General features: G+C 66.8%; 14 protein-coding genes. 7 read left to right on the top strand and 7 right to left on the bottom strand.

All coding sequences use genetic code 11. The annotated features are described in order from the left end of the window. Window positions 1-2: 2 nt before the first annotated feature. The 3 genes from ABMA10_RS20150 to ABMA10_RS20140 all read left to right on the top strand — a co-directional run bounded on the left by ABMA10_RS20150 (window position 3) and on the right by ABMA10_RS20140 (window position 2,269). A complete protein-coding gene (locus ABMA10_RS20150; RefSeq protein WP_431030914.1) occupies window positions 3-776 on the top strand; it encodes a ParA family protein in 774 nt (257 codons plus the stop codon). Continuing rightward, window positions 773-1,075, top strand: a complete 303-nt coding sequence (locus tag ABMA10_RS20145; protein WP_431030913.1) for a hypothetical protein — start codon at window positions 773-775, stop codon at window positions 1,073-1,075. The genes ABMA10_RS20150 and ABMA10_RS20145 overlap by 4 nt, the downstream gene beginning before the upstream one ends. Window positions 1,076-1,393: 318 nt before the next feature. Next, the gene (locus ABMA10_RS20140; protein ID WP_431030912.1) at window positions 1,394-2,269 is read left to right on the top strand and encodes a hypothetical protein; all 876 of its coding nucleotides are present in this window, start codon (window positions 1,394-1,396) and stop codon (window positions 2,267-2,269) included. A 61-nt stretch (window positions 2,270-2,330) separates the two neighbouring features. On the opposite strand, the gene ABMA10_RS20135 is transcribed toward ABMA10_RS20140, so the two are convergent. Further along, complete coding sequence (locus tag ABMA10_RS20135) at window positions 2,331-2,708, bottom strand: hypothetical protein (protein ID WP_431030911.1); 378 nt, start codon at window positions 2,706-2,708, stop codon at window positions 2,331-2,333. Further along, a complete protein-coding gene (locus ABMA10_RS20130; protein WP_431030910.1) occupies window positions 2,705-2,992 on the bottom strand; it encodes a hypothetical protein in 288 nt (95 codons plus the stop codon). The genes ABMA10_RS20135 and ABMA10_RS20130 overlap by 4 nt, the downstream gene beginning before the upstream one ends. Window positions 2,993-3,420: 428 nt before the next feature. Here ABMA10_RS20130 and ABMA10_RS20125 point away from each other — a divergent pair, with 428 nt between their 5' ends. The 4 genes from ABMA10_RS20125 to ABMA10_RS20110 all read left to right on the top strand — a co-directional run bounded on the left by ABMA10_RS20125 (window position 3,421) and on the right by ABMA10_RS20110 (window position 6,488). Then, window positions 3,421-3,804 carry a plasmid mobilization protein gene (locus ABMA10_RS20125; RefSeq protein ID WP_431030909.1) on the top strand — a complete coding sequence of 128 codons (384 nt, stop codon included), beginning with the start codon at window positions 3,421-3,423 and terminating at the stop codon, window positions 3,802-3,804. A 35-nt stretch (window positions 3,805-3,839) separates the two neighbouring features. After that, complete coding sequence (locus ABMA10_RS20120; RefSeq protein ID WP_431030938.1) at window positions 3,840-5,486, top strand: relaxase/mobilization nuclease domain-containing protein; 1,647 nt, start codon at window positions 3,840-3,842, stop codon at window positions 5,484-5,486. 351 nt (window positions 5,487-5,837) lie between these two features. Beyond that, complete coding sequence (locus ABMA10_RS20115) at window positions 5,838-6,263, top strand: hypothetical protein (RefSeq protein ID WP_431030937.1); 426 nt, start codon at window positions 5,838-5,840, stop codon at window positions 6,261-6,263. A 78-nt stretch (window positions 6,264-6,341) separates the two neighbouring features. Then, a complete protein-coding gene (locus ABMA10_RS20110) occupies window positions 6,342-6,488 on the top strand; it encodes a hypothetical protein (RefSeq protein WP_431030936.1) in 147 nt (48 codons plus the stop codon). 1 nt (window position 6,489) lies between these two features. Here the strand turns inward: ABMA10_RS20110 and ABMA10_RS20105 are convergent, their stop codons facing one another. From ABMA10_RS20105 to ABMA10_RS20085, 5 genes are all read right to left on the bottom strand, one after another. Further along, complete coding sequence (locus ABMA10_RS20105; RefSeq protein WP_431030904.1) at window positions 6,490-7,170, bottom strand: DUF4913 domain-containing protein; 681 nt, start codon at window positions 7,168-7,170, stop codon at window positions 6,490-6,492. Further along, window positions 7,167-8,774, bottom strand: coding sequence for a type IV secretory system conjugative DNA transfer family protein (locus ABMA10_RS20100; RefSeq protein WP_431030935.1), 1,608 nt, complete (start codon window positions 8,772-8,774; stop codon window positions 7,167-7,169). Before ABMA10_RS20100 ends, ABMA10_RS20105 begins: the two co-directional genes overlap by 4 nt. A gap of 212 nt (window positions 8,775-8,986) precedes the next feature. Then, window positions 8,987-10,474: an ATP/GTP-binding protein gene (locus ABMA10_RS20095; protein ID WP_431030934.1), complete on the bottom strand. Its 1,488-nt coding sequence runs from the start codon at window positions 10,472-10,474 to the stop codon at window positions 8,987-8,989. Continuing rightward, window positions 10,474-11,976, bottom strand: coding sequence for an SCO6880 family protein (locus tag ABMA10_RS20090; RefSeq protein WP_431030933.1), 1,503 nt, complete (start codon window positions 11,974-11,976; stop codon window positions 10,474-10,476). Before ABMA10_RS20090 ends, ABMA10_RS20095 begins: the two co-directional genes overlap by 1 nt. A gap of 15 nt (window positions 11,977-11,991) precedes the next feature. After that, window positions 11,992-13,263 (bottom strand): hypothetical protein, encoded by a 1,272-nt coding sequence (locus ABMA10_RS20085; protein ID WP_431030932.1) that lies wholly within the window; start codon window positions 13,261-13,263, stop codon window positions 11,992-11,994.

The following is a 13,263-nucleotide window of genomic DNA, read 5'->3' as shown; positions in this document are numbered from 1 at the left end:
GCATGCAAACTCTCATGGTGTATTCCGAGAGCGGGGGAGTGACCAAGACCGTCACTGCCGTCTCGGTCGCCTACTGCGCCGCCTTCATGGGCAAACGTGTGGTGCTCGTGGATCTCGATCCCCGAGCTGCCACGACTCAGTGGCTCGGCGTCGAGCCCAAGGAGGCCGGCCTCGACGTCAGTGCGATCCTTGGTAACGCAGATCCGCGCGGTTGGGCTGAGTCTCTGGCTGTGCCGAGCGGGTTCCATGAGCTGCTGCGCGTCATCCCGAGCGGCCGCGGTGTCAGCTCGCAGGAAGCCGACCGCGCTGACCACTCTGAGCTGCGCCTCCGTGCCTCCCTCGACGGCCTCGACGCCGACGTGGTTGTCATCGATTGCCCCAACCGGCAGGGCGGACCGCTCACCCTGAATGCCCTCACGGCCTCCGATTCGGTCGTGTACGCGGCTGCAGCGTCCTCTGACGGCGTTTCGGGGTTCCTCGGGGCACAGCAGAGCGTCCAGCGGTTCAAGGACGCCAGGCGGGCGATCGGCGCGCCTGACGCCTACCCGGAGGAGCTTGGCATCGTCGTGGGCGCGGTCAAGGAAACCGTGATGAGCCGCGCAGCGACGCACTCGATTGATCAGTTCCGCGCGACGGGCCTGTTGCTCGAGCCCTTGGTGCCCAATCGCAGCATCGTCGACGAGGTGCGCTACAGCCACGAGTGGTACGGCGACTACCGCAAGGGAGCGCCTGTCATGTCCGCATACGCAGAGATCGCAGGAAAGGTGATCCGATGAACGACGAGCGCCCCGAGCGGCCGGCCATACTGCCACCGCGCACTGCGCCGCAGCCGGCACCGAACCTGCGTGACCCCATCGACCTCGCGCCGGCTACCCCGGCACCCGCACCGACCCCGGCCGCGCCGGATGCCACGCTGGTTGTCGCCGTCACCCCGCAGGCGAAGGAGGCCACGGAGCCCCTGAACACGCGCGTCGCGGCCAGTGTCGCAGCGCTCGCCCGAGCTGCAGCGAAAGAGCATGACATTACGTTGCGCCAGGTGATCGAAGCCGCCGTGCTCACCCGTTGGGGGAGCTGACCTCCCCAGATCAACCGCCTGGCACCCAGTTACAATGCATTCTTGACTGCAATCCAAGTTAAGATGTTTGAGGGGTTCGGTGGTTGGTCGGGCTCGGGGTGAGGGGCTGAACGTGGAACAAAAATCAGGACTGTTGGTGGTCCTTGCGATCCTGCTGGTGCCGGCGCTGGCAATCGGCGGGCTGCTGATGGTGCCGCTGCTGCTAGCGAAGCCGGCGGCAGCGTCATGTCTGCCGGGTGCCGGCGCGTGGTCGACGTCTCGCAGCTGCCGGCGGTCGAGGGGTACACGCCCGCGCAGGTCGGGAACGCGGCCGCGATCATGAATGCCGCAGCGTCGCTCGGCATGAGCGCCCAGGCGCAAACCGTTGGCGTGATGACCGCGCTCGGTGAGTCGGGTCTGCGCGTGCTCGACTACGGCGACGAGGCCGGCCCCGATTCCCGCGGCCTGTTCCAGCAGCGCACGTCATGGGGGACCCTCGCGCAGCGCATGGACCCGACAGCCAGCGCGATCCTGTTCTTCACCCGCTTGCAGGCCGTCGCCGGTTGGGAGCAGATGACGCCGAGCGCGGCCGCGCACGCCGTGCAGAACAATACAGACCCGGATCACTACACGGAGTATTTTGACGCGGCTACGGCGATCGTCGCAGCGCTCAGTGGGGGAGCGGCACCCGGTGGCGGATGCAGCGTCAGTGCCGATGCGATGACGCTCGCGCAGCAGATCATGACCGCGCACGCCGAGGGCCGGTTCACCACCTTGGTCGGCAGCGACCAGCCGGACCACCTGCCGGAGATCCAGGCCATTGCAAACGGGCAGAGCTTGCCGGACTGCGGCATTGACGTGGGCATTCTGCAGGTGATGGTGGTGGCGCTGAACAACTTCTCATCGGTCGGCGTCTCGGACATCAACCGGCTGTGCACGGGGCAGTCGCTCGGGGCCGGTGCCACGTCCTCGCACAACGTGGATGGGGGAGGGCACGCAGTTGATTTCTACTCCCTCAACGGTGCCGCGATCAGCGGGGCGGATTCCGACTCGCTCCGGCTCATTGGGCTGATCGACCCGATGATGCCGAAGGGCTCTCGGGTTGGTCAGTCAGACTGCCGAACCAACGCCGGCACGTCGGTGACGCTCGCCAATCTGTCGCAGTTCCCGGACAGCTGCAACCACCTTCACGTCGATAACGCGTTCGCGAAGTAGCAACCGCAACACAGAGGGCCGCGCTCGGTGAGCGCGGCCCTCTTGCGTGTTGGTTCGCGTGCTACGCGGTCGAGGCTGCAGGCCGGAGTCTGCGTTGCAGTTTCGCGGCGGACGCCATTGCTGCGTAGATCCCGAATGCTCCGGCGATCATGACCGGAAGGAGCCACCAGCCGCGCGCGAGTAGTGCGCCGCCGATCTCCGACTGACTCGCGCCCATGGACAGCATGAAGAGCACCGTTGGACCCGCCAGGATGATCAACGCGAGGAGCGCGGCCGGGAGGCTCAGCGCGGTCGAGCGAAGCGCCGCGCGCAGCACCGGCCGATCCGCGTGCTGCAGCACGGACGGGATCTGGGAGCCGACAACGCCGATAGCCAGCAGCAGCACGACGAGCTGCGCCCACCATGCGGACCAGCTAGCTGCTTCCAGCAGCGGCGTCATGAGTTTTCCTTCATCTCTGCCGAGGGCTGGGCCTTGCGCGGCCGTCCGCCAGATCGACGGCTTGGCACCTCGATGTTCAGCTTCCGCACGGTCTTTTCGTCCCATCCGGCACGCTCCGCGGCCTGGAACGATTTCGCGTGCTCGCGCTCTGCTTCGCTCACCGCGGCGCGAGCGTCAGCGACCGCCTGAGCGGCGGACGCGAGGTCGCGGATCGTCTGCACCTTTGCGTCACGTGCCCGGTCGAGTTCGGCCGCTGCGGCCTGTGCAATCTGTTCGATATCCATTCTGCAATGCTAACCGCTCAGGTCTCGATTTCGGAGCCCTCGCGGCGCACGAGGTGACTCGCCGGGGCGATGCAAAACGCCGGATGCTGGGTGCCCCTCTGGCCTGACCCAGCCACCTGATGAGACGAGATCCACGCGCGAACCGGGGGCGCTACGGGGCGAGGAACGTCACCCGAGCATCCAGGATCGTTCCGAGGTCGCAAACGCGCCGCCTCTCGGCAAACCCTCCCTGTCCTCAGCCGCATTGCTGCACGGAAGGGCTCAGACTGCGAAAAACCACGTTCAGAGCATCTTGCAGAGCCAGTTATTCAGTTAGGTGCCCTAACTGCTTGAAATCCTCGACTTGTCCGCCGGGATTTGGCACACTGGACGTGTGGCTCCGAGGTGTCGGAGGCGCGGCGCTGGCAGAAGAGAAGGGCGGTGATCCCGTGTCGAACGTTGAGACGTCCGGTCGGCTCGGCAAGCAGCGCCGTGACAATGTTCGGGGTGGCCGTCAGCACTCGCACCGGGTGAAGGTGTCGCCCGAGGAAGAGGGCATGTTGGTTGCCCGAGCCGCTGCGGCGCACGTGACCGTGCCGCGGCTGTTGGTCGAGGCGGCGTTGTCGGACGGGCGCGAGACTCCCGCCGATCGTCGCAACCTCGCGGCTGAGTTGTTGGCGATTCGCGGGCTGTTGCGGGCTGTCTCCAACAACGTGAATCAGATCGCGAAGCACGCGAACACTACGGGGGAGTTGCCGGGAACGACTGCGGCCACGCTGCGTGCGGTGGACGACTTGTCCGGCCGTATCGACGAGATCGCCCGGCGGGTGTAGCGGCGATGATTCCAAAGCTGTCGCGCGGTGACCGCATGGCCGGTTTGATGAACTACCTCGCTGGTCCGGGCAAGAAGAACGAGCACGAGGACATTCACATTGTGGCGTCGTCGCCGTTGGTGTTCGCGCACCCTGCCGGCGTCGCGCTCAGCCAGGAGGATGCCGTCAGGGTTGCCCGTGAGATGGACGTCCCGCACGACGTGTTCAACGTCACCGTGCCCAAGGGGCACGTGTTCCATTGCTCCCTGAGTCTCAGCGCTGAGGAGGGCATTCAGACTGACGAACGGTGGGCCGAGATCGCGGCCGAGTTCGCGGACAAGATGGGTTTCACTGAGACCTCCGGGAAGGCGCCGCTTCGGTGGGTTGCGGTCCGGCACGGGCTCTCGTCGGCCGGCAACGATCACGTGCACATCGTGGCGTCGATCGTGCGCGAGGACGGTACGAAGTGGTCGGACTACAACGACCGTCCGCGGGTGCAGAAGGCTGCGCGCGAGATCGAGGAGAAGTTCGGTTATCGGCAGCTCGGCACGCTCAACGCTGAGCGCGGGTACCACCAGGCCGAGAAGCAGATTGCGGACAAGCGCGGGCTCGCAGAGCTTCCCCGGGAGACGCTGCAGCGCAGCGTCCGCGCAGCTGCTTCGGCCTCCGTCGACGAAGCCGAGTTCGTGCGCCGGCTCCGCGGAACCGGCGTGCTCGTGCGGCCGCGATTCGCAGCCGGAACGACCGACGTCATCGAGGGGTTCAGCGTCGCCGTGCGACCAGCGAACCGGGGCGAGCGCCCCGTGTGGTTCGGCGGTGGCAGGCTCGCCCGCGACCTCACGTTGCCGAAGCTCCGAGCCGACTGGCCGGACACCGCCGAGCGCGCACTTGCGGCGTCCGCCGAGTGGGCCGCAGCGGCGAAGAACAAGCGCATCAGTTCGCCTGGCCGCGAGACGGTCACCCCAAGCATTGATCAGTGGGCCGCGGTGACAGCCGACGTTGCGAGCATCAATGAGCGGCTACGGACGCTCCCCATCACGGACAAGGCCGCTTGGGCTCAGGTCGCCCGCGAGACGTCGGGTGCGCTGTCGGCATGGTCGATCCGCACTGAGGCCACACCGGGGCCGCTGGCGGATGCTGCCCGGGCGCTGCGCCGTTCGGCTCAGGTGTCCGAGCACATTCCCGTGGGCAAGCACGCACCGATGCCGTCGCCGAAGGGGGCCGGCATGCTGCTGATGCAAGCAGCCGTTGGACCGTCCACCGCGGCCGGCCAAGCGCTGTTGCTCCGGCAGATGATGAACACGGTTTCAGCGGTGTCCGGGATGCAGCAGGAGGCCGGGTTGTTGCACCAGGCCGAACGGTTGCGCCGCACTCACGAAGGCGCGCTGCAAAGCGTTCACGCACGCCTCGCGGCCGTCGCCCCGACCGCACCGGCGGGCCGTTGGGCTCAGGCCGGGGGAGCGGTGGCAACCGCACCCGCGCCGACGATCGCGACGAAGCCAGCACCCACGACGCCGAGTGCGCCCGCGCCGGTCGTTCCGCTCACGGCCGAGCAGTTGGAACTGCGCGAGCTGCAGCGACTCCGGGCAGCGGCGAACGGTGCTGCAGCGGGCGTGAACAGGAACAAGCCGGCTCCCACGACGAAGCCCCCGACCGCAACAGGGTCGAGGGCTCCGGAGGAGAAGAAGGGCCGGCAGCGCTAGCGGCTTCCCCTTCCGCATCTGGCGGTTCGGGCTGGCCGTGTTCTTCCGGGCCTTCGGTGCGTTCGGCCGTGGGCCGTTCACCGCGGCGACGGCCGGCGTCCCCTGGCTGATATCAGCCAGCATGCGAGCCCGCTTGTCACTCTGGTTCGCGGAGCCGTCGAGGCGGTCAGCGAAAGCGGTGCGTCGGCCGGCGCTGTCGTACTCCACGCCAGCGTCGACGAACCGCACCTGTGCTTTGCGCTCCTCGCGCTCGCGCGCCGCCGGGTCCGCCTCGGGCTCGACGTCGGCCCCGGTGATCGGGTCACCGGCATTGACGGCCGGGCTAGCCGCGTCGGCGTCTGCTCGTCGCAGGTGCTCCTCTGCGACGCTCTCGTGGACGCCTCCGGTCGCTGCGTCGACGCCGGCAGTGCCGCGCTGCCGGTCGGCCTCGCGTCGGTCGCCCCGAGCTGCAGCACGCTCGTCGTCAGCCGCGGAAGCGTACTGCGATTCGGGCCGGGCAAGGTAGGACGCCACGAGGACGTTGTTCATCCGCTCGCGATCGTCCGGGCTCGTGTGCTTGATCATGTCGCGGCTGTAGGCGTCGCTGAGCTGTGGCTCAAACTGCGCCGCCCACTCACGAGCCCGGATCAGCTCGGTGATCGTCTCCGGCTGACCGGACGTGTCGATCCCGCGACTGCTCAACCGCTCATCGAGATACGAACGCACAGCCGCGATCTGCGGATCATGCTCACCCCAGGCCGTGGCCGTTTGGTAGGCGGCACCGATCTGCTCCGGTGAGGCCACCTTCCACCAGTCGCGTTCGGTCACCTCAGAGAGCCCCGCACGGGCGCTGAGTCGTTCAGCGTCGAAACGGGCTTGCGCCTGTCGGCCGGCCTGCTCGCTGATCAGCCTCGCCTGACGCAGCTGCTCCTGACGGTGCCGCGCGGCCTGCTCACCGAGCCGAGCCGCGATCATCACCGCCTGACGCAACGTGTCGTCGAAGAGTTCGTTCATGCCGTCTGAATCACTCATCGCCACTCACCTGTCCGTCCGTGTCGTCGTCGCTCGTCGTGTCCTCAGTTGCAGGCCGTTCATCGGGGAAGAAGCCCTCGGGGGCTTCCACCAGCGGGAACGCCGGCAGCAGCTCCGTGTGCTCGGTGGTCGTGCAGCCCCTGAACGGCCCCTCCTCGGAGAGCATCACGGCCAGATGGTAATCGGCGTGGTCCTTCCACCACACCGACATGCCCGTCTGCCCGTCCAAACGCAGGTGCTCCCACGCCCGCCACAGTGCTTCCAACCGCATCACGGCTTCGGCGTGCTTCCACCAGGACGCGCACCAGGTCGTTTGCGAGCCGTTCGGGGTCAGGTAGCGCCGATACGCCGGCACCAGCCATTCGCTTAACCACTGCTCGGTAGACCCATAAACAAGTACCGCCTCGGGCTCGTCGTCATCGTCCTCCTCGGCCGGTCCGGCCTCGAACGCTTCGCGGACGGCATCGGCGGTTCGTTCGCGGAGATCCCCGAGCCGTTCCGGCGTCATGGCCGTGGTGACGGTCTCTTTGGCGATCGCCGCGACCTGCTTCTTGACCACGGCACGCGTTGCCGCTCCGACGATCTGGCTCAGGTCGAGTCCGTCGAGCTCGAACGCTACAGCTCGCTCGAGTACCGCATCGATGCTGTCTGGTCCTGCTGTCTCGTCGCTCATGCGTCGTCCCTCCTGTTGGTGGTCGTATCGAGATCCAGCCACCGGCTCCGGGGCCGCTCAGCAGCCACCAGCGGCGCTGTGAGCGCCGTAGCGGCAACGCTGGGTGCGCTGCCGTCTGGCTCGTGCAACGCCAGCGACGCGAGGATCTCGTCCTTGTGTGGGCCGTTCTGCCACGGGACTGTGCGCGCGAGCGTTGAGCGAGCGCCGGCACGGAACACGACGACGCGGCCGATCGGCAGTTCCTGCAGGTCTGAGATCGTCATGATGTTCTCTTTCCCGCCCTCCTTGTTGAACGATCGCGTCGTGCCGCCCTTGCTGCGCGACTCCGAAACGGTGTCGAAGGTGTACTCACCGATGAGGTTCGCGACCTTCCGCAAGAATCCCTCCTCGCTGATACCGGACCCCACGACCTTGACTGTCGCGGCCGACCAGATCATGTCCATGCCTTCCGTTCCCCACAGGCCAACGCCCTGTGACCACGACTGCAGGAACGCCACCGGGATGATGCCCTTGGAGCCGTAGTGCGAGTACTTCTTCGGCAGATCCGGCCACGGGCACACGTTCGCGACCTCATCGAGCAGCATCAGCAGCGGCACCGGCAGACGCCGGCCCTTGCACTGCATCGCGTACTCTTCCGCCGCTGCGGCCACCGCTACCGTGAGCGCTGTGGTCAGCGCGGCCGCGGACCCCTCACCCTCCTTGGAGAGCACATAGAGCGTGTCGCTGCTACGCACGAAAGCGTGCACGTCGAAGTGTGGCCGGCGCTCGCCAGGGGCGGGGTTCACCCACTGGCGGATGCTCTGCAGCTTCAACGACTGCATCATGTTGGTGGCCGTACCGAACACGCCGGATTTCTGCCCCGCCTCCATGTTGAACTTCTCCTCCAACGAACCGGCATTCAGCGAGAAGATCCCGCCGTGGTGTGCGCGCAGGATCTCAAGCGGTTCGCTCGGCTTGCCGTGCTGCAGCCAGGCGTAGACGTCCACGATCTCTTTGCCGCCGATCGCGGCCGCGAGAATGAGATCCGCGATCAGATCCTCACCAGCTGGATCGAAATACGGGTCGCGCTTCGCGGACGGATCACGGCCGGCCGCAGAGAACAGGCTCGCGAGCGTGCGCGCTTTGGCGTCGTCCGTGACGTAGCTGAGCGGGTTCCACCACCAGGTGGGTGCGTCGCCGGAGATCTGCTGCGGGTCGAAGGACCACACCGTGCCGAGCTTGCTCCGGCTCTCGCGTGTCGCGTCGATCACGTCGGGTTTGTTCGAGGTGGTGAGCACCGCACCGGGTGCGTCGAGCACCGCCGGGATGACCTGAGTGGACGACTTGCCCTGTCGTGGTCCCCAGATCTGCAGCACGACGGATTCGAAGTCAGCGATCAACCGGCGCCCGCCGGCCACGCTGACGCCCAGGAACACGCCGATGCTGCCCGTGATGCCGAAACGAGCAGCCGCCTTGCCGGCGGCTTGCTCGCTGAGCTGCTGAATGTCCGGCCCGCGCCCCATCAGCGCGGCCTTGTGATCCACCCGTGACTTGCTGCCGCGTCCGCGGGAGCGAAGCAGCAGCATGGCCACCACGCCGCCCACCAGCAGCAGCACGAACGCCACGGCCACGACCGTGGACGTCACCGACCAGGTGACCCGGTTCCCGATCAGCAGGAACGGGGCTGAGAGCGGATTCGCTGGGAGCTGCTGGCCGTCACGGCTGAGCAGCGAACCGCCGTAGATGCCGACGATCGGCACCGCCAGGGCGAGCACGATCACTGCGAGCAGCAGGATCGGCCCGACAGCGCTGTTGGCCGCTTGCCGTTGCCTGCCCATCAGCTCGCCACTCGCTGTTCGGCCATGTCCCACCGAAGGTTCGTGTTCCCGAGCCGCTTCTCGATCTCGGTCATGCGCGTCGTGATCGGGATCCCCGGAGCGTTCCCGAGCTTCACCAGGAACTTGCCGCGACCATAGGGCACAGCTTCACCCGTGCTGTTCGAGGTGATCTTCTTGGAGTCACCCCACGACACGATGCGAGCCCGCTCCGCGTTCGTCATCTCGCGGATACGGGCCACCGACTCCATTTCGGATTTCGGCAGACCACCCATGATGATCATGCCGCTGCGCTCAGCGAACGACTGAGCTTTCTTCCGGTCGGCTTCGTTCTCAACCGTGTCGAAGTCGCGCAGCGTGTGCGACACCATCAGCTGCCCGATGCCCTCGTGCCGGTTCAACCGGGTGAGGGAGTCGGCACGGTCAACGATGCCCCGGCCGACGCGCAGCGCCCGCCAGAACTCGTCCAGCACCACAACATAGTTCCGGCGCGGTTCCAGGCCGGCATCCGCGAGAATCTGGGCAATCTTCACCCCGGCAAAGCCAGCGGACCACGAGGCCAGGAGCCCCGCGGCCTGCTGCGCCGGCAGCGTGTCTCCGATGCCGGAGAGGTCGAACACGCTCGGCCGGGTGAAGTCCATCTCTTCCGTCGTGTGACGAGAGAACATGGTCCCCAAACGGCCACCCGAGACGAGCCCGCCGAGCGATCGGCGTAGCTCGTCCGTGGCGTCCAAGTAGCGGTTCTCGTCGCCTCGGTCGAGGACGATCGCGCTCAGCTCTTGCGGCCGTGACGCGATCACGTCCACGAGATCCTTGATCAGTGGCACACCGTCGAATCGGTCGAACAAGATCCGCAGCGCCTGATCGAGCACGCTTACTTCACCCTCCGTGGGAGGCGTCGACCGCGAGACGGTGATGAGGCTTTCCAGGATCGCCTGACGGTGCGAGTGTGCCTCTTCGAGCACTTCCTCCCGCAGGGTGCCCGTGAGGCGTGCTGCCGCCTTTGCAGAGGCTCCCGGGTCGAGCGGGTTCAGGAAGCCACGGCCGTTACCGAGCGGGATCGACTGACCGCCCATCGCGAGGGTGCGAGCGACGTGCTCGCCCTTGACGTCGCCGAGCGTCATCGGGATGACCCCGTGGGCGTTCATGCCGAGCATCATCTTGCCCACGACCGATGATTTCCCCAACGCCGGCAGCGACATGAAATAGCACGAGGGGTTCGCGATGATCCCGCGCTTGAACGCGGTGATCGGGTCAATACCGACGACATTGCCGGTGAGCTGATTCGTGCCCAGCGGGACGCCGGCAAGCGGCGAGCCCGAGCCCGCCGCGAACGGCCACAGCCCGCACACTTGACGCGACGTGCCGCGCCACTCGGGCGCGGACTCGATGTGTGCGGCGTAGCCGGCACCAGGCCGCTTGTACCCGCGGCTCGTCGGCGCGATGTAGGTACGACCTTCGTCGGCGTTCTTCTTCCCGAACAGCTTCATCACAGTGCCTCTCGGATCGCCTGAGGAATCGCGATGTAGTCGGGCAGAACCACACCAAGCGGCAGGCCGGCGGCGAACGTCGCATCCTGTGCGCCGTAGGCCGGCCGGAGGAGGATCTGCGCCCCGCCGGCCAGATCCTCGATCTCGTAAGAGGCTGCGAGTGCGTTCTCTTCGTTGAGGATCGTCGCGGTGACGATCATCCCGAAGTTCACCAGAGCGGCATCTTTCGCGACTTCCTTCGCTGACTGCACGGCCGCGGAGAACTCCGCGGCCGCTTGGAACGAGGGCTTCTTCGTCGACGTCGCACGGCTCGACGCCTTGTTGACGTCCTTCTCTGCCACGTCCATAGCGCGAGCGGTCGACACTGGCCGGTAGACCAGCGTGACGCGCTTGCGGTCGACGTCAGGCGACGGGGCGAGCAGGTTCTCCAACACGTTGGAGAACACCGTGCCTCGTGGCGCGGCGCTCATCGTCCAGGACTTCGACAGGCCCGAGTCGTGGCGGTACCACTCCCACCCGGCGTTATGCGCGGTCGGCCCGATCTGATCCCAGGACAGTCGAGGTGTCGAGCCCTGAATGTGCGCGGAGGCGATGTGTTCGCCCATCCGCGGGTCATAGGCCGTGCGAACGATCTCGCACAGCTCCTGAGCGCCCACCGGCCGGGCGTCGCCCGCGCCGCACACTTCCAGGTGCTCAGTGAACTTCCCCATCCGTGCGGCGAGATCCGTCCCGACGTCCTGAGGGTCACGCACCCGTGCAGCTCCTGGACGCCAGGTGCGGAACGTGATCGACACCCACGCCCGCGTGGTCGCGGTGCGTTGCGGGAACGTCGCCTTCGTCTCCTCCATCATTTCCCGCGCCGCCGCGGAGGCTGACGGGTGCATGCTCAAGTCAATCTCGTGCGCGAGGCGCACGCCGTAGTCCGGTGCCGTCTCGACGGTCACCGAAGCGGCAACGACGTCGCCGGCCTTCGACAGGCCCGACAGCCAGCCGCCCCAGTTCGCCACGTACTGATCGATGTTCTCGCGGTCATCGAGCGCGAGGCCGGTCGGCTCCACACTGATCACGATGCTCGCGTGGTCCTTCGTCGGCATGTGCAGCATCGCGAACGGCCGCTCGAACGAGTCCTCGAACTCGTGCAGCTCGGAGCGTGCCAACAGCCCGGGCAGCTGGTACGAGCCCGAGGGGGTCAGGCCAGCCGGCCCCGAGCGGAGGATGTTCAGGCGCTGGCGTGCTGCGCTTCGGAATGCCCGCTTCGCGTTCATCTTCGAGATCCTGCTCTTTCCGTGCTTATCAGTGATGGTCATGATGAAGAACAGCCCGGCCAGCAGCACGAGCGCCGCCGCGCCAACCAATGGGCCGGCGAGACGGAACAGCACCACGACGAGCAGCAGCCCGCCAATGATCAGCAGCGTCTCCAACATGGAGAACTTGCCGATGCCCGCCGAACGAGGCTTGCGCCAGTTCCCGTAGCTCGGTTCTTCGTAAGTTGCATCAGTCATCGTGCGATCCCCTCATCACTTCGAACCGGTCGAAGAATCCGTAGCGCCCTTCGCAGCGTCCGCGATCGCGTCGCCGCCCTTCTTGACGGCCTGAGCGCCAGCCACAGCGGCCATGCCGATCGGCCCGCCCGCTGCACCAGCCGCAGCAGCCCCGCCGCCTGCCGCAGCTCCGCCACCGGCTGCAGCCGCACCCGCACCACCGCCGGCGGCTCCGCCGCCCGCTGCGGCCGGACCAGAGGCACCAGAGGCCGCATGCTTCGCACCTGTAGGAGCCGTCTCCGTCTTGGAGCTCGTGGAGCTCGTCGACGAACCGCCGCCCGATCGGGTGGAGTTCATGTTCGCGCCGCCGTTGACTGCACCCGTTGCCGCAGATCCAGCCATTGCGCCCATCATCGCGCCGCCGCCGGACCCGCCTGCAGCAGCACCAACCATCGGCGTCACAAACCGCATCAATGCCGGCAGCGCCGCGATCGCGGCGAGCTGCAAGCTGAGGCCGGCGATCAGCTTCACGCCGCCGTTACCGTCCGGGGCGAACACGTCCGCCGCGGTGAGCTTGAACGCGGCCGCGTAGATCAGCGCCGCAACCGGCTTGTACAAGATGAACGCGAGCAGCCACCCGACCACGCGCGTAAACCACTGCTTCCCGGCCTCAGTGTTCGTGAAGGCCGCAACCGTCGGGAACACGCCCGCCAGCACCACGAGCAACCCCGAGCGGAACACCATCAGCACCATTTGCACGGTGGACAGCAGCAGCGCGATCACGCCGAAGACGATGATCAACAGCGAACCGAGCCCCGGGGCAAGAGCGATCATCCCGGTGAGGTTCGTTCCGAATCCGGTCCCGTCCGTGCTGCCTTCCAGCACCGCCCGAGCGAGCCCATCCGAAGCGGTAATGAGCACCTGAACCGCCATGACACCCCCGCCAGTGACGAGGGTGAAGATGATCAGGCTCTTGATCAGCTGCCGACCAGGTTCGCCGCGTTGCTCCCAGATCATCCGCCCGGCACCGAACAGCACCGACAAGATCGCGAGGCACAACGTCCAGAACCAGAGCTGCGTAACGAGGTATCCAACCTCCGTCGACGGCGAGTTGACCAGGTTGCTCAGATCCTCACCCGGAGCAGCGCTCAGCAGCGGGGGAGTATCCACCGTCACCCAGAATGTCCCGAGCCAGGCCACGACCTTGCCGAACCCCTCGGTCACGCCGTCAGCCAGGTTCTTCAACGCATCGCCCGCAACCCAGTTTCCTACCGTGCAGAACGGGTTCAATCCGCAATCGTCAGCCAT

This window comes from Plantibacter sp. RU18 (assembly GCF_050613355.1).
Lineage (GTDB): Bacteria > Actinomycetota > Actinomycetes > Actinomycetales > Microbacteriaceae > Plantibacter.
The sequence above is the reverse complement of the archived record's forward strand: the minus strand, read 5'-3'. Positions and strand labels throughout refer to the sequence as shown.

What these genes read in the sequence shown, in the direction of transcription:
- ABMA10_RS20090 (WP_431030933.1), bottom strand. Translation starts at nt 11,976, where the DNA reads ATGACTGATGCAACTTACGAAGAACCGAGCTACGGGAACTGGCGCAAG.
- ABMA10_RS20085 (WP_431030932.1), bottom strand. Translation starts at nt 13,263, where the DNA reads ATGGCTGACGATTGCGGATTGAACCCGTTCTGCACGGTAGGAAACTGG.
- ABMA10_RS20120 (WP_431030938.1), top strand. Translation starts at nt 3,840, where the DNA reads ATGGCCGGTTTGATGAACTACCTCGCTGGTCCGGGCAAGAAGAACGAG.
- ABMA10_RS20150 (WP_431030914.1), top strand. Translation starts at nt 3, where the DNA reads ATGCAAACTCTCATGGTGTATTCCGAGAGCGGGGGAGTGACCAAGACC.
- ABMA10_RS20135 (WP_431030911.1), bottom strand. Translation starts at nt 2,708, where the DNA reads ATGACGCCGCTGCTGGAAGCAGCTAGCTGGTCCGCATGGTGGGCGCAG.
- ABMA10_RS20105 (WP_431030904.1), bottom strand. Translation starts at nt 7,170, where the DNA reads ATGAGCGACGAGACAGCAGGACCAGACAGCATCGATGCGGTACTCGAG.
- ABMA10_RS20145 (WP_431030913.1), top strand. Translation starts at nt 773, where the DNA reads ATGAACGACGAGCGCCCCGAGCGGCCGGCCATACTGCCACCGCGCACT.
- ABMA10_RS20130 (WP_431030910.1), bottom strand. Translation starts at nt 2,992, where the DNA reads ATGGATATCGAACAGATTGCACAGGCCGCAGCGGCCGAACTCGACCGG.
- ABMA10_RS20140 (WP_431030912.1), top strand. Translation starts at nt 1,394, where the DNA reads ATGAATGCCGCAGCGTCGCTCGGCATGAGCGCCCAGGCGCAAACCGTT.
- ABMA10_RS20095 (WP_431030934.1), bottom strand. Translation starts at nt 10,474, where the DNA reads ATGAAGCTGTTCGGGAAGAAGAACGCCGACGAAGGTCGTACCTACATC.